Source organism: Stenotrophomonas sp. YJH_SMC_120, assembly GCF_059368675.1.
In genome coordinates, this window is record NZ_JCAFRY010000002.1 from 218,524 (window position 1) to 236,200 (window position 17,677).

18 protein-coding genes are annotated in these 17,677 nt (G+C 66.7%); 14 read left to right on the forward strand and 4 right to left on the reverse strand.

Annotated elements, in window-relative coordinates; translation table 11 throughout:
* The first annotated feature begins 6 nt into the window (after positions 1 to 6).
* From AC5P60_RS05105 to AC5P60_RS05135, 7 genes are all read left to right on the forward strand, one after another.
* A complete protein-coding gene (locus AC5P60_RS05105) occupies positions 7 to 1,359 on the forward strand; it encodes a TFIIB-type zinc ribbon-containing protein (protein WP_483693166.1) in 1,353 nt (450 codons plus the stop codon).
* A complete protein-coding gene (locus tag AC5P60_RS05110; RefSeq protein ID WP_005409784.1) occupies positions 1,356 to 1,613 on the forward strand; it encodes a hypothetical protein in 258 nt (85 codons plus the stop codon). Before AC5P60_RS05105 ends, AC5P60_RS05110 begins: the two co-directional genes overlap by 4 nt.
* 211 nt (positions 1,614 to 1,824) lie before the next feature.
* Positions 1,825 to 2,409 carry an AprI/Inh family metalloprotease inhibitor gene (locus AC5P60_RS05115; RefSeq protein ID WP_483693167.1) on the forward strand — a complete coding sequence of 195 codons (585 nt, stop codon included), beginning with the start codon at positions 1,825 to 1,827 and terminating at the stop codon, positions 2,407 to 2,409.
* A 69-nt stretch (positions 2,410 to 2,478) separates the two neighbouring features.
* On the forward strand, positions 2,479 to 3,438 hold the full coding sequence (locus AC5P60_RS05120) for a cation diffusion facilitator family transporter (protein ID WP_483693168.1): 960 nt from the start codon (positions 2,479 to 2,481) through the stop codon (positions 3,436 to 3,438).
* Positions 3,439 to 3,510: 72 nt separating this feature from the next.
* Positions 3,511 to 4,146, forward strand: coding sequence for a DNA-3-methyladenine glycosylase (locus tag AC5P60_RS05125; RefSeq protein WP_033834315.1), 636 nt, complete (start codon positions 3,511 to 3,513; stop codon positions 4,144 to 4,146).
* Entirely contained in the window at positions 4,146 to 4,340 is a 195-nt protein-coding gene (locus AC5P60_RS05130; protein ID WP_049433525.1) for a hypothetical protein, read from the forward strand. Before AC5P60_RS05125 ends, AC5P60_RS05130 begins: the two co-directional genes overlap by 1 nt.
* 120 nt (positions 4,341 to 4,460) lie before the next feature.
* The gene (locus AC5P60_RS05135; RefSeq protein WP_005413551.1) at positions 4,461 to 6,179 is read left to right on the forward strand and encodes a sensor domain-containing diguanylate cyclase; all 1,719 of its coding nucleotides are present in this window, start codon (positions 4,461 to 4,463) and stop codon (positions 6,177 to 6,179) included.
* Here AC5P60_RS05135 and xth read toward each other — a convergent pair whose 3' ends face one another.
* Positions 6,180 to 6,971 carry an exodeoxyribonuclease III gene (gene xth, locus AC5P60_RS05140; protein ID WP_483693169.1) on the reverse strand — a complete coding sequence of 264 codons (792 nt, stop codon included), beginning with the start codon at positions 6,969 to 6,971 and terminating at the stop codon, positions 6,180 to 6,182.
* A gap of 161 nt (positions 6,972 to 7,132) precedes the next feature.
* Between xth and AC5P60_RS05145 the strand changes: the two genes are divergently transcribed.
* Positions 7,133 to 8,719, forward strand: coding sequence for an alpha-amylase family glycosyl hydrolase (locus AC5P60_RS05145; RefSeq protein WP_033834275.1), 1,587 nt, complete (start codon positions 7,133 to 7,135; stop codon positions 8,717 to 8,719).
* Here AC5P60_RS05145 and AC5P60_RS05150 read toward each other — a convergent pair.
* Positions 8,689 to 9,675 carry a TIGR03885 family FMN-dependent LLM class oxidoreductase gene (locus AC5P60_RS05150; RefSeq protein WP_483693170.1) on the reverse strand — a complete coding sequence of 329 codons (987 nt, stop codon included), beginning with the start codon at positions 9,673 to 9,675 and terminating at the stop codon, positions 8,689 to 8,691. The two genes, AC5P60_RS05145 and AC5P60_RS05150, sit on opposite strands and share 31 nt — an antisense overlap.
* Before the next feature lie 59 nt (positions 9,676 to 9,734).
* Between AC5P60_RS05150 and AC5P60_RS05155 the strand changes: the two genes are divergently transcribed.
* The 3 genes from AC5P60_RS05155 to AC5P60_RS05165 all read left to right on the forward strand — a co-directional run bounded on the left by AC5P60_RS05155 (position 9,735) and on the right by AC5P60_RS05165 (position 11,684).
* The gene (locus tag AC5P60_RS05155; protein ID WP_483693171.1) at positions 9,735 to 10,118 is read left to right on the forward strand and encodes a sensory rhodopsin transducer; all 384 of its coding nucleotides are present in this window, start codon (positions 9,735 to 9,737) and stop codon (positions 10,116 to 10,118) included.
* 100 nt (positions 10,119 to 10,218) lie between these two features.
* Positions 10,219 to 11,085: a glucose 1-dehydrogenase gene (locus tag AC5P60_RS05160; protein ID WP_012480369.1), complete on the forward strand. Its 867-nt coding sequence runs from the start codon at positions 10,219 to 10,221 to the stop codon at positions 11,083 to 11,085.
* 5 nt (positions 11,086 to 11,090) lie between these two features.
* On the forward strand, positions 11,091 to 11,684 hold the full coding sequence (locus AC5P60_RS05165) for a mechanosensitive ion channel domain-containing protein (protein WP_033834277.1): 594 nt from the start codon (positions 11,091 to 11,093) through the stop codon (positions 11,682 to 11,684).
* A 117-nt stretch (positions 11,685 to 11,801) separates the two neighbouring features.
* Here AC5P60_RS05165 and AC5P60_RS05170 read toward each other — a convergent pair whose 3' ends face one another.
* A complete protein-coding gene (locus tag AC5P60_RS05170; RefSeq protein WP_495201697.1) occupies positions 11,802 to 13,745 on the reverse strand; it encodes a MacB family efflux pump subunit in 1,944 nt (647 codons plus the stop codon).
* Positions 13,746 to 13,747: 2 nt separating this feature from the next.
* Complete coding sequence (locus tag AC5P60_RS05175) at positions 13,748 to 14,929, reverse strand: efflux RND transporter periplasmic adaptor subunit (protein ID WP_483693175.1); 1,182 nt, start codon at positions 14,927 to 14,929, stop codon at positions 13,748 to 13,750.
* 329 nt (positions 14,930 to 15,258) lie between these two features.
* Between AC5P60_RS05175 and AC5P60_RS05180 the strand changes: the two genes are divergently transcribed.
* Genes AC5P60_RS05180 through AC5P60_RS05190 form a run of 3 tightly spaced genes read left to right on the forward strand, consistent with a single transcriptional unit; the run spans position 15,259 to position 17,568 of the window.
* Positions 15,259 to 15,723 (forward strand): hypothetical protein, encoded by a 465-nt coding sequence (locus AC5P60_RS05180; RefSeq protein ID WP_483693274.1) that lies wholly within the window; start codon positions 15,259 to 15,261, stop codon positions 15,721 to 15,723.
* Between the two features lie 47 nt (positions 15,724 to 15,770).
* Positions 15,771 to 16,487 (forward strand): response regulator, encoded by a 717-nt coding sequence (locus AC5P60_RS05185; RefSeq protein WP_483693176.1) that lies wholly within the window; start codon positions 15,771 to 15,773, stop codon positions 16,485 to 16,487.
* A gap of 4 nt (positions 16,488 to 16,491) precedes the next feature.
* On the forward strand, positions 16,492 to 17,568 hold the full coding sequence (locus AC5P60_RS05190) for an ATP-binding protein (protein WP_483693177.1): 1,077 nt from the start codon (positions 16,492 to 16,494) through the stop codon (positions 17,566 to 17,568).
* Positions 17,569 to 17,677: the final 109 nt, after the last annotated feature.

Consider the following 17,677-nt stretch of genomic DNA (forward strand, 5'->3'; position numbering starts at 1 on the left):
ACCGACATGTCCGATCCCCGAAACGGCCCACCGCCGCTGCCCGGATCCACGCCCGCGACGCCGCCGCCCTTGCCGGCGGCGTCGTTGGATGGGCCCGGTTCGCCGCAGGACGCCCCCCCCCTGCCCGGCAGCTTCCCGCTGGACACCTCGAAGCTGCCGCAGGCCATCCGCGATGAAGTGGAAGCGCCCGATCCCGTGGCCATCGATACCTCGGCCAGCGAGCTGAAGGACGGCCTCAACCGCTGCCCGAAGTGCGGCGCCACCGACATCCGGCCCAAGGCCGGCACCGACATCCTCGTCTGCCTGTACTGCCGTCACGAATGGCATGGCGCGCGGGTCGAGGAGGAATTCGGGCTGGGCGAAGCCATCGACCAGCTGCGCGGCACCGTCATCGCGTCCGGCGCACGCGACATCGATGCCGACACCTCGGCGTTGATGACGTTCAAGTGCACCGGCTGCGGCGCCGAAGTCACGGTCAATACCGAAAGCACGATGACGGCGCGCTGCCACTGGTGCCGCCACGTATTCGGCGTCAACGAACAGATCAGCAATGGCGCGGTGCCTGATGCAGTGCTGCCCTTCCATATCAAGAAGGACGACGCGGTCGCGCGCATCCGCCAGTTCGTCGACAAACGCCGCATGTTCGCGCTGAAGGCCTTCAAGGACCAGTTCACCCCGGAAAACGTGGTGGGCGTGTTCCTGCCCTACATGATCGTCGACAGCAATGTCAGCGCGGCCGTGGCCGGCAAGGGCGAGATCAAGACGCGCGAGTACACGGTGGGCAGCGAGAAGAACAAGCGCACCCTGTACGATGCCGATGTCTACCAGGTGGAGCGCCAGGTGGATTTCACCGTTGATGACCTGCCGCTGGAATCCTCGGCCGAGCGCGGGAATCTTGATATCCGCGCCAACACCAACAACATCATCAACACCATCCTGCCGTTCGATACCAAGAACGCGGTGAAGTGGAACGCGTCCTATCTGGCCGGCTTTACTTCGGAGAAGCGCAACCTGGATGTGGAAAAGCTGCGGCCGCGGCTGGAAGACCAGCTGCTGTCGATTGCCCGCGCGCAGGTGGAAGGTTCGGTGAAGCGCTACAACCGTGGCGTGCGCTGGGAGCAGGAACAGCTGGAGGTGCATGGCACCCGCTGGGTGTCGATGTACCTGCCGGTGTGGTTGTACTCGTACCACCAGCCCGGAAAGAACGGCGGCATGCTGCACTACATCGCAGTCAACGGCCGTACCGGCGAAACCATGGGCAGCGTGCCCGTGCAGCAATGGAAGATGCTGCTGGCGGCACTGGCCACCGGCACCGTCATTGAAGCCCTCGCAATTGCCTTCCTGGTGGCATCGACATGAGCGACGACAGTGGCCTCTGGCTGTTGGCGGCAGGTCCAGCCGGCGCAACCGCGCTGTACTGGGCGCTGTACCGCTATTACCGCAACACCGACAAATCACATTCCTTCGAGCACGAGACCGAAATCGAGGCACAGCCCGTGACCGGTTCGGACCAGCAGGTGGGCCGGGTCACCGGCACCGAGGAAAAGCGCATCCGCGGTGACAACGTGTATGAGTACCGGAAACGGGTGGTAAGGGTGAAACCCGACCCGTAGCGCCAGGCCATGCCTGGCTGCGGGAAGTGCCGGCCGCTGGCCGGCATTCCTTCGGTCTCTGGGCGTCAAAAGGGGAGCCGGCCAGCGGCCGGCACTACCCTTCAGCGGACAGCACCTGTTCTTGGCTGGCTTGCCTCAGGGCGCGCCCTCACACCGTCTCCCACCCCACCGGCTCGATACTCGCGCGATCCCCCCTTCCGAGGATCCTGCGATGGCTGCCGTGCTCGCCCGTACCTTCCTGTCCGCGTTGTGCTGCCTGGCCCTGCCCGCCCTGGCCCAGGACGCCTCGTTCGGCTTCGGCGAACAGACCACCCACACCGACCAGACCACGCAATCCAGCAGCACCCAGACCCAGAGCAGTGGCGCGGTGACCACCCAGACCACCACCAGCGGCAGCTCGCAGTCCGAGTCACGCAGCGAAAGCAAGGAGATCGACGTGGGCTTCGGTTTCCACGACGACAACGACGACTGGGGCCACGACCGCCACCGTGGCGGCCGCGATGTGCGCGACAGCGATCTGTTCGGCAGCTGGACGCTGGGCCAGGAGAACGGCAACACCTGCTCCATCGAGCTGAAGAACATCGAGTGGTTCGGCGGCTACAGTGCCTACGTGCCCGCCGGCTGCCCGGATGGCTTCTTCTCGGCCAACCGTTGGATACTGTCGGGCAATCAGCTGCTGCTCACCGACACCAGCAACACCGTGTTCGGGCGCTTCCGCGCGTCCGGCGGTGGGCGCTGGATGGGCTACCGTGAATCGGATGGGGCGCGTTTGTACCTCAATCCCAAGGGGCGCTGATCGCACCGTGCACACAGTAGGCACGCGCTGATCAGGAAGATCAGGAATCCGCCTCACCCCGCCGCCGAAATGTCTGCCCCCACCGGTTCCCGTCTGGTCATCTACGCCGCCCTCGCGGGCAACCTGGCCATCGCCATCGCCAAGTTCATTGCTGCCGGCATCTCCGGCAGCTCGGCCATGCTCAGTGAGGGCGTGCATTCGCTGGTCGACACCCTCAATGAGGTGCTGCTGCTCTACGGTCTGCGTCGAGCCGGCAAGGCGCCAGACCCCGTGCATCCGTTCGGCTACGGCCGCGAGCTGTACTTCTGGAGCTTCATCGTCGCCCTGCTGGTGTTCGCCGCCGGCGCCGGTGTTTCGGCCTACGAGGGCATCCAGCACATCCGCCGGCCGGAGCCGGCCACCAACCACGCGTTGAGCTACAGCGTGCTGGGCATCTCCATCCTGTTCGAGGGGGCTTCATGGTGGGTCGCGCTACGGGAGTTCCGGCGTACCAAGGGCAAACTGGGCTACTTCGAAGCCTTCCGTCGCAGCAAGGACCCGTCCACCTTCACCGTGCTGCTGGAGGATAGCGCGGCCCTGCTGGGCCTGGGTTTCGCACTGATCGGGCTCGTGGCCGCCCAGGTCCTGGACATGCCGGTGCTTGATGGTGTGGCGTCGCTGTGCATCGCCGGCGTGCTTGCCGCCACCGCCTTTCTTCTCGCACGCGAAACCAAGGGACTGCTGGTGGGTGAGCCGGCCCATCCGGCGGTGGCCGAGCGGATCATGGCCGTGGCGGAAACCGATCCGGACCTGCGCCGCGCAAATGGCGTGACCACCATGCAGATGGGCCCTGAACAGGTCGTGGCCATGCTCAGCGCCGAGTTCGAGGATGACCGGAAGACACCGCAGATCGAGGCGTGCATCACCCGCATCGAATCAGCCGTGAAGAGCGAGTATCCGGAACTGGTGGCACTGTTCATCAAGCCGCAGACACCCGAGGTCTATGCCTCCCGCCGCGCCGCACTGGCCGTTCCGCCTGCGCAGGAATGACACTGCGTCTGCGCCCGTTTCACCTGTCTGGTGGCACAGTGCCATCACCGTTTTCCCGAGCCTGCCTCTACCGTGCCGGATTGGTTGCCCGCCGCTCTTCAGATCCTCCCCCGCAGCTTCTACCGGCGCCCGCCCGTCGAGGTTGCGCCCGAGCTGCTCAACAAACTCCTCGTCCGTGACGATGGCCGGGCCGGTCGCATCGTTGAAGTCGAAGCGTACGCGGGCAGTGTCGATCCGGCCGCACACTCCTATCGTGGGCAGACCCCGCGCACGGCCAGCATGTTCGGCGAGGCCGGCCACCTGTATGTCTACTTCACTTACGGCATGCACTGGGGCAGCAACGTTGTCTGCGGCGAAGTGGGTGAAGGCGTGGCGGTGCTGCTGCGGGCCATCGAGCCGCTGGTGGGCCTGGAGCGCATGCGCGAACTGCGTCCCGCCGCGCGCCGCGACCACGATCTGGCCAGCGGGCCCGGCAAGCTCTCGCAGGCCTTCGGGCTGGACCGCAGCTTCGACGGCGCTGATCTGGTGACCGGCAACCACGGCATTGTCATCGCCAGCGACGGCGTGCCGCCGCCGGAGGATCCAGTGGTCGGGCCCCGCATCGGCATCACCCGCGCTGTTGATTTCCCCTGGCGTTGGCACATCCGTGATCATCGTCACGTATCGATCCAGCCACGTCGCGCTTCCGCCTCAGCGAGGAAACGATGATGACCCCGCTCGACAAGCCACTGCGCCGCGAACTGCACATCGACGGCCAACCCTACACTCTCACCGTGGCCCCTGACGGCCTCAAGCTGGTTGAGAAGGGGCGACGCAAAGGCATCACACTGCGCTGGCAGGACCTGGTATCCGGAGACGCTGCACTGGCCACCGCCTTGCAGGCATCGCTCCAACAGCACTGAGCCGGCGCGCCCACCTCACATCGGCATCACCCCGCCGTGGCGATACATAACGGCGCGCACACTAGCGTAGCGCCAGCCAGCCGCCGCAACCGCCCTCGCCACCCAGCCCTGAAAAGCGCCATGGACGAAGCCGAACGACTGCTCGAAATCGAACGACTGCACCTGTTGGATACGCCACCGGAGCCGGTGTTCGATGCCATCGTCGCCGCGGCCCGCGCCGCGACCGGACTGACCATGGGCCTGATCACCGTGGTGGCCGAAGACCGCCAATGGTTCAAGGCCAACATCGGCCTGGAGGGCGTCAGCGAGACCGCCCGCGAGATTTCCTTCTGCACCCATGCCATACGCCAGGACGAGCTGTTCGAGATACCCGATGCGCGCCAGGACCCACGCTTTTCCACCAATCCACTGGTCACCGGTGGGCCGCGCATCCGCCACTACGCCGGCATTCCCCTGGGATCGACGCACGGCGCACGCATCGGCACGCTGTGCCTGCTCGACCCGATGCCCGGTGTGCTGTCACCCTCCCAGCGTGAACTGATGGTGCATCTGGCTCGGGTCACCACCCAGGTGCTGGAACAGCGCAGCACCCTGATGGCGCAGGTTGGCCAGGCCAAGGCGCTGCATCGCGAGCTGAAACGCAGTGAGGACTTCCTGGAGCGTACCAACCGTGCCGCACGGGTGGGCGGCTGGGAGATGGACCTGCTGACCAACGAGGTGCGCTGGACACGGGAAACCAAGCAGTTGCATGGCGTACGCAGCAACTTCACGCCCACGTTGGAGACCGCACTCTCGTTCTATCGCGAGGACAGCCGCAACATCATCCAGGCAGCGGTACAGCGCTGCATCGACGAGGGGACATCCTGGGAAGTACAGCTGCCGATGACCACGGCCGACGGGCGCGCGATCTGGACCCGGGTGGTCGGCAGCCGGCAACAGGTCGACGGCCATCCGCGCCTGGTCGGGGCGATCCAGGACATCACGGACGAACGAGCCGCGCTGGACGCGCTGGAAGCGAGCGAAACCCGCTACCGTCGGCTGTTCCACTACAGCCTGGGCCTGATCTGCACCCACACGCTGGACGGCACATTGACCTCGGTGAATCCGGCGGCGGTGCAGTCACTAGGCTTCGAGGAAAGCCAGATGATCGGGCGCAGCCTGTGTGACTTGATGCCGCCGGAAAAACGCGAAGGTTTCAGGGCCTACCTCGCCCGGATCCAGGCAAACCACACCGACGCTGGCGTGATCGAGCTGATTGCCGCCGATGGTACGCGCCACTACTGGGCGTACCACAACGTGCTCGACAACGAAGCCAGCCCGCCCTACGTGCTGGGGCATGCACAGGACGTCACCGCGCTGAGGATGCAGGAGCAGCAACTGCGCGACATGTCCTTCAAGGATCCGCTCACGCAGTGCTATAACCGGCGTTACCTGCACCGGCTGGATGAACTGATTGACGAGCGCTGGGCCTGCGTGATGTTCGATCTGGACCATTTCAAGCACATCAACGACACCCAGGGCCACCGCCGTGGCGACGCCGTGCTGGTCGAGTTCGCCACCTTCCTGCGCTCGCCGCTGGGCAAGGACGAGACCGTGGTACGGCTGGGTGGCGACGAGTTCATGGTAGTGCTGGTCGCGCCAGCGAATGGCCGCCTGAGCGAACTCGAGCACTGGTACCAGGACCACGCCGCGCTTTCGCCCAGCGCGTTCTCGATGGGTGCGGCCATCAACACGGCCGGTGAGCCCGTGGCCGACACCATCCAGAAGGCGGACAGCCGCCTGTACCGAACCCGCGCGCGCGTGCGTCGGGAGCGACGCGAAGACCCTGCCGCGCGTTGATCACGCCCGTACCGTCACCCAAGCCGGCGCGTGGTCGCTGGCTTTTTCCTGCAGCCGCACCCAACGGTCGACGCCCGCATTCTTCAGTCGCTCGGCCAGTACGGGATTCAACAGCAGATGATCGATGCGCAGCCCACGGTCGCGCTCGGCATGCTGGCGGAAATAGTCCCAGAAGGTGTAGATCGTGGCGTCGCCGTGCACCTTCCGCAGCGCATCGGTCCAGCCCTGCGCCAGCAGTCGTTCAAAGGCTTCGCGCACCTCTGGCTGGAACAGTGCATCGCGCCGCCAGGCCTTGGGATCATAGACATCGGCGTCTGTGGGAATCACGTTGAAATCACCCAGCAGCAGCGCCGGGTGCGGCAGCTCGACCAGGCTGCGTGCATGCCGAATCAGGCGTTCCATCCAGCGCAGCTTGTAGTCGAATTTCGGCCCGGGCTGCGGGTTGCCGTTGGGCAGGTAGAGGGCACCCACGATGACGCCGTGCACCGCTGCCTCCAGGTAGCGACTCTGCGTATCCTTGGGTTCGCCCGGCAATCGGCGGCGGCTCTCGACCGGCATGGTGCCCCGGGCGAGCAGCGCCACACCGTTCCAGCGCGCCTCACCCTGCCAGAGTGCACCGTAGCCGGCCTCTTCCAATGCCGCAGCGGGAAACGCGGCGTCGGTCGCCTTCAGTTCCTGCAGGGCAACCACGTCCGGCGATTCCCTGCGCAGCCAGTCCAGCAGCTGCGGCAGGCGCGTGCCGATGCCGTTGACGTTGAACGTCGCAATACGAAGCGTTTTGCGGCGGGGCATGGATAAAGGTTCCTCGGCGCAGCGGGACGAGCATTCACTCTGCGCGCCCGGGCATGCACGGGCCGTGGATGCCACGTCATGATGCGGTGCCATTCGGTTCACGAACCGCTGCCACGGCGCACAGCAGGCTGGTCACCCGTGAACAGTGCCGGAGAAGCCCCATGGCGGTGCGTCCGCTGCGCGCGATCTACCAGGTCGACCCGTATCTGTTCCGCGACAGCCAAGGCCGCGGCTGGGGCACCCTGGATGGCATCACCGAAAAGCTGGACTACCTGCAGTGGCTCGACATCAGCCATGTGTGGCTGCTGCCGTTCTACTGCAACGCCGGCCGTGATGGCGGCTACGATGTCACCGATCACTACCGCATCGATCCACGCCTGGGCGACGAGACCGCCTTCCAGCGCCTGGTCGATGCGGCCGACGCGCGCGGCATCGGCATCATCGTCGAACTGGTGATGCAGCACACCGCCAGCGCGCACCCGTGGTTCGTCGCCGCACAGCAGGGCGACCCGGCCTGGCGCCGCTGGTACCTGTGGAGCGACCACATGCCTGACGACGGCCTGCAGCCTATGTTCCCGCCGATCGAGGCCGCTGTCTGGACATGGGATGCCGAGGCCGGCGCGTTCAACCGGCACATGTTCTACCGGCACGAGCCAGACCTCGACCTGGCCCATGCGCCGGTACGCGAGGAACTGCTGCGGGTAATGACGTTCTGGCTGCAGCGCGGCGTGGCCGGCTTCCGCGTGGACGCCGCTCCGTACATGGTCGAGCGCGCGCGCCACGCCGACCCGCGCGACGGTGGGCTGTGGCTGCTGGAGGCGATGCGCGCCACGGCAGACGCGCAGCAACCAGGGCTGCCACTGATCGGCGAAGCGGATGTCCGCGCGTCCCACTACGGTGACTTCCTGTGCCACGGGCGGCGGCTTTCGCACCTGCTGGATTTCCACCTCAACAACCATTTCTTCCTCGCACTGGCACGCGGCGATGCCAGCGAAGTGGCGCGGGTCATGGCCGAGTACGGCCCGCACGCGCCGCCGGACACACGCATTGCCTGGCTGCGCAACAATGATGAACTGGACCTTGAGCAGTTGGAGCCGGATGAGCGCGAAGCGGTGATGGAACGCTTCGCCCCTGAGCGTGGCATGCGCATCTATGGCCGTGGCATCCGCCGCCGGCTGGCACCGATGCTGGAGGGCGACATCGCATGGCAGGCCATGGCTTGGGCGGCGCTGCTGTCGCTGGGCCAGGTGCCGGTGATCCGCTATGGCGAAGAGATCGGCCTCGGTGATTGCCTGGAACTGCCAGAACGCAATGCCGTGCGCATGCCGATGCACTGGCATAACGGCCCAGGGGCCGGGTTCACCGACCAACCGCGGCATGCCTGGCGCGCGCCACCGGCAGACGGCCCCTACGGTTACTGCACGGTGAACGTCGAGGCGCAACGCGCGACGCCAGGTTCACTGCTGCTGCGGGTGCGCGAGCTGCTGCAGCAGCGCAATGCACATCCCGTGCTGCAGCAGGGTCCTCACACGCTCGACCCGCCCTCACCTGCGCTGCTGATGCTCCGCTACGGTGAGGCACCCCATCAGGCACTGGCACTGATCAACTTCGGCGACGAGCCGGTCGAGGTGGACGTACCCCTGCGCGGTCCGCTGAACACGCTGGTGGGCCACGGCGCCAAGCTGCAGGGTCGCCGCTGTTACCTGCAGGGCCACGGCTATACGTGGCTGGCTGCCGAAGGTGCCTGAGTGCGCAGCGCGGGCAGCACGTGTTCGGCGAAGTCATCGATGAAGCGTTCCTGCTCGCGGTTCACGTTGTGCAGGTAGATGCGATCGAACCCCATTCCCTGCAGCTCCTGCAGCCAGGCCCGATGCTGGCCCAGGTCTGCCGAGACATGCACGTGCTGGCGCACCGCCTCGGCGCTGACCGATCGGGCCTGTGCTTCGAACTGTTCGGGCTGGTCCAGGCCTTCGGCCAGTTCCGGCGACAGCACGTTGGCACTCCACTGCTCCATCGCACCTTCCAGCGCCGCCTGTTCGGCGCGCGCGTAGGAGAGCTTGGCCTGCAGGTACATCGGCTTGCCCCTGCCACCGCCTTCCTCGAACACCGCAACCACACGCCGCAACTGCGCCAGCGGTTGGCTGATGGTGATCAGGCCATCGGCCCAGCCCCCCATCCAGCGTGCGGTTTCCTCGGTGACGGCCGCCCCCAGCAGCGGCAGGGGAAGCGCCGGTCGGCTGTACAGGCGTGCCTTGCGCACCTGGAAGCCACCGTCGTGGTCGACCTGCTCGCCACCCCACAGCCGCCGCATCACCTCGGCCGCATCGCGCAGTGCCTTCTGCCGCTCCCGCTTGGCTTGCCACGGCTGGCCGGTGATCCGCTCGTTCAGGGCCTCGCCGGTACCCAGCGCCAGCCAGATCCGGCCCGGCGCCAACTGCTCCAGAGTCGCCGCTGCCTGCGCCACCAATGCCGGGTGCTGGCGCAGCATCGGGCAGGTCACCATGCCCAGGGTCAGCGCGCTCTGCACCGCCAGCGCGCCGGCCCACACCCAGCTGTGGCCGGACTGCCCTTGCGCAGTCGTCCATGGGTGGAAATGGTCCGAGCACATCACGGCCTCGAATCCCGCCTGTTCGGCGCGCAGCGCCAGGCCCAGCAAGGTGGCGGGCGGGAACTGCTCATGCGATGCGTGGTAGCCGATGGTCATCACGGATTCCGTGCGGGGACTGGACACGATGGCAACATCCCACCAGCTAAAACCGCGTCATGGAAACGAACGCTTCCTGCATCGGGCATCGACGCTGGGCTATCGCCGAGGGCTACATTCCAGCCTGGAGCAACGGCCCGTCACCGGAGATGCAGAGTCACGAAACCTGCTGCGTACTCAATGCCGGCGACGAGCCCGCGCATGTCACGCTGACCCTCTACTTCGAAGACCGTGATCCGGTGGGCCCCTACCGGGTCACCGTGCCGGCGCGACGCACCTGTCACCTGCGCTTCAACGACCTGCAGGATCCGGCGCCGGTGCCGCGCGGCACCGGCTTTGCCACCCTCGTTGAATCCGACCGGCCGATCATCGTCCAGCACACGCGGCTGGATTCACGGCAACCGGCCAACAGCATCATGACCACGATGGCCCATCCGTTGTGAAGTCTTCCGCGCAGGCGTCCACGCTGCAACGACACCGCGCCCTCCGGCCGTTTACCCGCATGGAGGGAGACTGGCCCCGGTTTCCTTCCGGAGAGTGACGATGGCCCTGCCCGACTACCCACGCCCGCCCTTCCCCGCCCAACAGCAATCCTTCCCCGGCAAGACCGCGCAGATGCAACCGCGTCCGGACCACGGCGAAGACAGCTACCGCGGCCATGGCTTGCTGCAGGGCAAAAAGGCACTGATCACCGGCGGTGACAGCGGCATCGGCGCAGCCGTGGCCATCGCCTTTGCCCGCGAAGGCGCCGACGTTGCCATCGCGTTCCTCGATGGTGAGCAGGACGATGCCCGCCATGTGCAGCAGCAGATCGAACAGGCCGGGCGCAAGGCCGTGCTGGTGCCGTGTGACATCAGCGACCCGGCACAGGCGCGCTCGCTCGTGGACCGCGTGGCCAGCGAACTGGACGGCCTCGACATCCTGGTCAACAACGCGGCGTACCAGCGCTACTACGAGCACTTCGACGACATCACCCTGGATGACTGGAAGCGGACGTTCGATACCAATGTCCATGCCGTGTTCAATCTGACCCGGTTGTGCGTCCCGCACCTGCGCGGTGGCGGCGCGATCATCAACACCGCATCGGTCAATTCCAAGCGGCCGACCCCGAACATCCTTCCGTACTCCGCGACCAAGGGCGCCGTCGCCAACCTGACGCTGGGGTTGGCGGGCCTGCTGGCCGAGCACCAGATACGCGTCAACGCGGTGCTGCCCGGCCCGATCTGGACGCCGTTCATTCCGGCAGGCATGGCCGCCGAGGAGGTCGAGCAGTTCGGCTCGCAGACGCCGTTCGGCCGCCCCGGCCAGCCAGCCGAACTGGCATCGGCCTATGTGATGCTGGCTTCGGACAGCGCCAGTTATACCTCTGGTGCACTGCTGACCATTTCTGGCGGCGCGGCGACGCTGTAGCCTCCATGACCGGATTGCCTGCATGGATCGAGGACTGGCTGACCGTGGTTGTGCCGGTGGCCGAGGTGCTGGCCATCCTGGGCGTCGCATGGGTGATGGTGCGTGCGCTGGCGTGGCTGCTGGTGCAGGCCCGGCAGCGCGGCAGGCTGGCTCCAGAGCTTCATGTGGGCCTGCGCCGCGGCGGTGCCTTGCTGCTGTATCTGGCGGCTGCGCTGCTGATACTGGAGCGGCTGGGCGTTTCGCGCTCGGTGCTGTGGACCGCGCTGACCGGGTTCATGGCGGTCGGTGCGGTGGCGTTCTTTGCCGCGTGGAGCGTGTTGTCCAACCTGTTCTGTTCGTTCCTGATCGTCGCCACGCGCCCGTTCCGCATCAATGACACCATCGAAGTGCTGGAAAGCGTGGACAAGCCGGGCCTGTGTGGTCAGGTGGTGGACATCAACCTGATCTACACCACGCTGAGTGATCGTGGCGAAGGCGCGCGCGGTTGCCTGCTGCGCGTGCCCAACTCGTTGTTCTTCCAGCGCATCACCCGGCACTGGGGCGACAGCGGCTATGCGCAGCTTCCAGCAAGCGTGCCGATCAAAGGCAAGGCGCGCTGAGTCGCTGTAGCGCCGAGCCCATGCGCGGCTCGCTGCGCGCGGCGCAGGGCGCATCGCGGTCTGAACGGAGTGCAGCCGAGCGTGGGCTCGGCTTTACACGTGCCATAGCAGGCGAGCCTACTCCGCCGCCAATGCCTGGATCGGGTCCAGCTGTGCGGCATTGCGGGCCGGGAAGTAGCCGAAACCCAGCCCGATTGCAGACGAACATGCCAGCGCGGCGAGCACCGGCCCAGGCGTGAACAGGAACGGCACGCCCAGTGACAGCAGACTGGACAAGGCTCCCACACCCAACGCGGACAACACGCCCAGCACGCCGCCGAACAGGCAGATCAATACGGCCTCGATCAGGAACTGGCGCAGGATGTCGCCCTGCCGAGCCCCCACCGCCAACCGCACACCGATCTCGCGCACGCGCTCCTTCACCGACACCAGCATGATGTTCATCACGCCCACGCCACCGACCACCAGCGCCACCGCCGCAATCGCCGAAACCAGTGCCGCCATCGTCTGGCTGGACTTCATCACCGCCTTGCGGATCTGGTCCGAGTTGTAGATGAAGAAATCGCGGCGCCCATGCAGCCGCTGCAGTTCCTCACCCAGCGAGGACTCAGCTGCACGGGTTGGTACGTCATCGCGCACGCGTACGGTGATGCTCTCCAGCCGCTGGCTGCCAAGCAGGCGCGAGGCCGCCGAGGTGTAAGGCACGTAGACCGTGGGCGTCGCGCCGCCTGCGAATGCACTGGCACCCACCACCCCGATGACGTCCACCGGCATGCCGCCCAGCAGCACCGTGCCGCCGATCGGATTGCCGTTGAACAATGCCTTGGCCGCCTTCTGGTCGAGCACGGCCACCGCGCGATGGGCATCCACCTCGACATCGGTGAAGAACCGGCCCGCCTTCAGGCGCAGCCCGCGCACGCGGGGTAGATCAGCGCCCACGCCAAGCACCTGTGTGTTGGCGCGCCGGTTGCCCTGCAGAGCGGCCACCGAACTGCTCAGGTTGGGGCTTACGCTGTCTACGTAACTCAATGCGGCCAGGTGATCGGCATCGTCCACGACCAGCGTTTCAATCTCGGCCGCGCGCGGGTCGCCGAAATCCGCACCCGGGAAGATCTCCAGCGTACTGGCACCCAGTTCGTTGATCTGTGACTCGACCTGCGCCTGTGCGCCCTTGCCCAACGCAACCACGGTCACCACCGCAGCCACGCCGATGATGATGCCCAGCATGGTCAGCAAGGTGCGCAGGCGATGGGCCAGCATCGAACGTACCGCCATCCGTGCAGCTTCCCTGGTCGCATCCAGGCGCGCGCGGCGTTCGGCGCCCGGTTCCGTGCTGCGCTCGGGCGCGACGGCCTTGCGTGCGACCGCGGGATCACCCGTACCACGGTCGGATACGACCCGGCCGTCTGCGATCTCGATCACGCGTGAAGCGTGCGCGGCAATCGCCGCATCATGGGTCACCAGGATCACGGTATGGCCCTGCGCATGCAGGCGCTTGAGTTCGGCCATCACCTGCCTGCCGCTGGCATGATCCAGCGCGCCGGTCGGCTCGTCGGCCAGCACGACGGCGCCGCCGTTCATCAGCGAACGCGCAATGGAAACGCGCTGCTGCTGGCCGCCGGACAGCTGGCTGGGCCGGTTCGCGGTGCGCTCGCCCAGGCCCAGCGTTTCCAGCAGCAGGCGGGCACGCGTGGTGCGCGCATCGGCCCCCACCCCGGCATAGACGGCGGGCAAGGCCACGTTCTCGGTAGCGCTCAGGTTCTCCATCAGGTTGTAGCGCTGGAAGATGAAACCGAAATGCTCGCGACGCAGGTGCGCCAGTTCATCGGGCGACATCTGCTCGGTTGCGGCGCCGTGCACGCGGTAGCTGCCTTCGGTTGGCCGGTCCAGGCAGCCCAGGATGTTCATCAGCGTGGATTTTCCCGAACCGGACGGGCCGATGATGGCGATGAACTCGCCCGCCGCGATGCGCAGCGACACGTCCTTCAACACCACCACCTCGCCGGCGGCCGAGCGGTAGGCGCGCGATACGCCATGCAGTTCCAGCAGCGCGTCGGCCATGCTCACATCCCCAGCAGGCGGGTGGGCTCGGCTTCCGCGCCACTGGGCGCCTGCCCGACCACCACGTTCTCGCCTGCCTTGAGGCCGGACAGGATCTGCACCGCAGTAGCGGTGCGCAGGCCGGTCGTCACGGCGCGCTCGCGGGCACGGCCCTTGGCGTCGATCACCTGTACGGTCGCGCGGCTGCCCGCCTTGTCATCGCTCTCGGACACTGCTGTCAACGGCACCTGCAGCGCGTTGGCGGCGCGCGCCAGCTGGATCGTCACCTTCACCGTCATCGACGGCTTCAGTTTCAGGCCCGGATTGGGTACGTCAAACAGCCCGGCGTAGTACACCGCCTTCGGCGTCTGCGCCGATCCACCGGTGTTGCCGGTGGCCACATCGGCAATCGACGATGGCGCAGGTTCAAGCTGCTGCAGATGCGATTCGTAGCGGCGTCCGCCCGGCCCCAGCGTAGAGAACCACAGGGGTTGGCCAGGCGCGATCAGCTCCACGTCGGCCTCCGCGATCTCGGTGCGAACCGTCATCGTGTCCATCTGTGCCAGCATTACGATGGTCGGCGTGGTCTGCATCGAGTTCAGCGTCTGCCCGGCCTTGGTGACGATGGCCACGATGTAGCCGTCGGAAGGTGAGACGATGCGGGTGTAGCCCAGGTTGATCCGCGCCGTTTCCACCTGGGTCAGCGCCTGCTCGATCTGGGCCTGCAGCGCTGCGACGTCAGAGCGCGCCGCTTCGCGCGCCACCCGCGCGGACTCGAAACCTTCCTGCGAAACCAGCCGCGACGCCACCAGCTGCGCCTGGCGCTCATGCACGCGGATGGCCTGGGCGTAGCGCGCCTGGCTGGCCGCGTGCTGGGCACGCAGCGTGTTGGCAGCCGCTTCGGCGCTGCGCAGGGCGATGCGCTGCGGCTGCGAATCCACTTCGGCAATCAGGTCGCCAGCGTGCACACGCTGGCCCAGCACCACATGCAGGCGCTTGACCTGGCCCGACACCTGCGCGCCCACCGCCACCAGTTCCTTGGGGTTGACCCGGCCAACGGCCTGCACGGTCTTTTCCAGGTCCGCCACCCTTGCCGGGGCCGTGATCAGCGCGGCATCATCACCCTCGGCAAACAGCCACCAGCCGGTGCCGCCTGCAAGAAGCGCAACGATTGCGGCAATGATCCAGGTCCTGCGGTTGTTCATCGGAAGGCTCGCATGCACGCAGCCACCGGATGTGACCGCAGAACCTGCAGTCTGGGAGGTGGTGGTGGATGTTTCTTGGAGCCACTGTGGAGATTGCATGGAGGCCGCACATCCGTTCAGTCACGGCGTCCGCTCCTGAACGGCACGGATCGCGTCCATGAAATCTCGACACAATCTCGACCAAGTCTCCATCAACGGCCCCTAGCCTTGTCGGCCTCGCCGACTGCGTCCCCGCCGTGTCCCTCCCGTTTCCAGACCTGCCTCCCATCGATGTCCGCCGCGCCTACCTCGCCTGGTGCGCGCCTTCGCCGTGGCTGATTGCACTGGTAATGGCGTCGACCGGCGCCTGGATGCTTGCCAGCTCGAACCCGGCGCCGCCCCTGCTGGCGGGCGCCGGTGCCGCCGCGCTGGTATGCTTCCGCAGCGAAGGCCCCGCCCATTCGGCGCGCACAGGCACCCTGGCGTCGCTGGTGCTGATCGGCTTCGCGGCCCGGTCCGCCTCCAGCGCTGGCCTGAGTCTCATGCCTGCAGGGATAGCGGCGGTCCTGGTGGCTGCGTTGCTTGCCCTGCGCCTGTGGGCCCTGGTCCGCATGGCCCGCCGCTTGCAGGACCGGGTGGACGCAACGGGCATGCAATCACGGTGGAGCAAGCTGCCTGCGGCCGTATCGGCCCTGCTCGCACAGCACCTGCGCGGGACCGCAACGCTGGCGCCCGCCCTTCAGCACACGCTGGTGCTGGCCACCCTCGCCTGGGCCGCCCACGAAGAAGCACAGACCCTGGAACGGCCACGATGACACCGCCGCCGGCACTCCCCATCTCGCACTTGAAACTGCAGCGTTCAATGAAGACCGATGCACGCACGCGCCAGGCGCCCCTGGTGCTGATTGCCGAGGATGAAGGCGAAATCGCTGACATTCTCGGCGCCTTCCTGACCCGCTCCGGGTTGCGCAGCGCCCGCGCCGCCGATGGCGAAGCCGCCCTCGCCAGCCACCGCCAGCTGCGCCCGGACCTGGTGCTGCTGGACGTGCAGATGCCGAAGTTGGATGGCTGGCAGGTCCTGAGTGAGCTGCGCCGGCGCGGCAACACACCGGTGATCATGCTCACCGCACTGGACCAGGACGTGGACAAGCTCACCGGCCTGCGCGTCGGCGCCGACGACTATGTGGCCAAGCCCTTCAATCCGGCCGAGATCGTCGCCCGCATCCAGGCGGTGCTGCGCCGTAGCGCAAAGCCCATGGCAGAAGAACCCAACGGGCTGATCCGGCAGGGCCCGTTCGAGATCGACCTGCGCAGCCATGAGGTCACCGTGCGCACTGATGACCATGTGCAGGCTTTGAATTTCACACTCACCGAGTTCCGTCTGCTGGTGCACATGGCGCGCGCACCGCGCATGGTGCACAGCCGGCTGGATCTTCTCCAGACCTGCCTGCCGGAAGGCGATGCGCAGGAGCGCACCGTGGACAGCCACGTCAGCAAGCTGCGCCGCAAGCTGGAGGACGTCGGCATCATCGGCATTCCCGCCACCATCCGCGGTGTCGGCTACCGCTTCCTGGACTGAACCGATGAACCGCAAAGGCAAGAGCATCGGGCGCCAGATCACGCTGTCCATCACGGTCGCATCGCTGTGCTCGACCGTACTGTCGATCAGCGGTTTCTACCTGTTCTATTACCTCATGGAGGTGTTCTATCCACGCTGGTATGACGAGCCGGAGACCATCATGCCGTCAGGGCTGGAGTGGCTGTGGATCGGCCTGACCGCCACCGTGGTGGTGGCACTGGCCACGTTGATCGCCTCGCGCCTGACCCGGCGCATCATCACCCCGCTGAACTCGGTGGCCGAAAGCCTGCGTCGCGTCGCCAGCGGTGATCTTGAGGCGCGTGCGCGCGGCGGCGACACCTCGATGACCGAGGCCGCCACACTGGTCAGCGACTTCAACTCCATGGCCGAGCGGCTCAGCCGGATGTCCGAGAACCGCGTGTTCTGGAATGCAGCGATCGCACACGAACTGCGCACGCCGATGACCATCCTGCGCGGCCGCCTGCAGGGCATCGCCGAAGGCGTGTTCGAGCCCGGGCCGGAGCAGTTCGACAGCATGCTCACCCAGCTGGAGGGCCTGACCCGCATCATCGAAGACCTGCGCGTGGTGAGCCTTGCCGAAAGCGGTCACCTGGATCTGCGCCTGCAGCGCAGCGATGTCAGCGTGCAGGTAGCGGCGGTGGTCGAAGCGATGTCCGATGCGCTGACCGAGAGTGGTTTCTCGGTGACCTTGGACGCACGGTCTTCGCTGGCCGACTGCGATCCGGCACGCATCCGCCAGGCGGTGCTGGCGCTACTGGAGAATGCGCGGCGCCATGCGATCCCCTGCCCACTGCGGGTCCGTGTCACGCTGGTCGAAGGCCATTGCACCGTGACCGTTGAGGATGGTGGCCCCGGTGTGCCGGACGACCTTCGCGACAGCATTTTCGAAGCCTTCCAGCGCACCGATGTGTCGCGCTCGCGGCAGAGTGGTGGCTCCGGGCTTGGCCTGGCGGTGGTGCGCGCGATTGCCGTGGCCCATCACGGAACGGCGCAGTGCCGCCCAACCGAGCGCGGCGGCAGTGCGTTCGAGATCCGCTGGCCGGTGCACGCGCGTCGTTGAGGACGCAGCATTGCGGAGGAGGTTGCTCCGGTAGCGGCCCACCTTGGTGGGCACCACGTGCGTGGCTGAACGCCGCCGGTTTCTCCACGCAATCTCCATCGTCCCTCCA

What these genes read in the sequence shown, in the direction of transcription:
- AC5P60_RS05105 (WP_483693166.1), top strand. Translation starts at nt 7, where the DNA reads ATGTCCGATCCCCGAAACGGCCCACCGCCGCTGCCCGGATCCACGCCC.
- AC5P60_RS05110 (WP_005409784.1), top strand. Translation starts at nt 1,356, where the DNA reads ATGAGCGACGACAGTGGCCTCTGGCTGTTGGCGGCAGGTCCAGCCGGC.
- AC5P60_RS05115 (WP_483693167.1), top strand. Translation starts at nt 1,825, where the DNA reads ATGGCTGCCGTGCTCGCCCGTACCTTCCTGTCCGCGTTGTGCTGCCTG.
- AC5P60_RS05120 (WP_483693168.1), top strand. Translation starts at nt 2,479, where the DNA reads ATGTCTGCCCCCACCGGTTCCCGTCTGGTCATCTACGCCGCCCTCGCG.
- AC5P60_RS05130 (WP_049433525.1), top strand. Translation starts at nt 4,146, where the DNA reads ATGACCCCGCTCGACAAGCCACTGCGCCGCGAACTGCACATCGACGGC.
- AC5P60_RS05135 (WP_005413551.1), top strand. Translation starts at nt 4,461, where the DNA reads ATGGACGAAGCCGAACGACTGCTCGAAATCGAACGACTGCACCTGTTG.
- xth (WP_483693169.1), bottom strand. Translation starts at nt 6,971, where the DNA reads ATGCCCCGCCGCAAAACGCTTCGTATTGCGACGTTCAACGTCAACGGC.
- AC5P60_RS05145 (WP_033834275.1), top strand. Translation starts at nt 7,133, where the DNA reads ATGGCGGTGCGTCCGCTGCGCGCGATCTACCAGGTCGACCCGTATCTG.
- AC5P60_RS05150 (WP_483693170.1), bottom strand. Translation starts at nt 9,675, where the DNA reads ATGACCATCGGCTACCACGCATCGCATGAGCAGTTCCCGCCCGCCACC.
- AC5P60_RS05155 (WP_483693171.1), top strand. Translation starts at nt 9,735, where the DNA reads ATGGAAACGAACGCTTCCTGCATCGGGCATCGACGCTGGGCTATCGCC.
- AC5P60_RS05160 (WP_012480369.1), top strand. Translation starts at nt 10,219, where the DNA reads ATGGCCCTGCCCGACTACCCACGCCCGCCCTTCCCCGCCCAACAGCAA.
- AC5P60_RS05165 (WP_033834277.1), top strand. Translation starts at nt 11,091, where the DNA reads ATGACCGGATTGCCTGCATGGATCGAGGACTGGCTGACCGTGGTTGTG.
- AC5P60_RS05170 (WP_495201697.1), bottom strand. Translation starts at nt 13,745, where the DNA reads ATGGCCGACGCGCTGCTGGAACTGCATGGCGTATCGCGCGCCTACCGC.
- AC5P60_RS05175 (WP_483693175.1), bottom strand. Translation starts at nt 14,929, where the DNA reads ATGAACAACCGCAGGACCTGGATCATTGCCGCAATCGTTGCGCTTCTT.
- AC5P60_RS05180 (WP_483693274.1), top strand. Translation starts at nt 15,259, where the DNA reads ATGGCGTCGACCGGCGCCTGGATGCTTGCCAGCTCGAACCCGGCGCCG.
- AC5P60_RS05185 (WP_483693176.1), top strand. Translation starts at nt 15,771, where the DNA reads ATGAAGACCGATGCACGCACGCGCCAGGCGCCCCTGGTGCTGATTGCC.
- AC5P60_RS05190 (WP_483693177.1), top strand. Translation starts at nt 16,492, where the DNA reads ATGAACCGCAAAGGCAAGAGCATCGGGCGCCAGATCACGCTGTCCATC.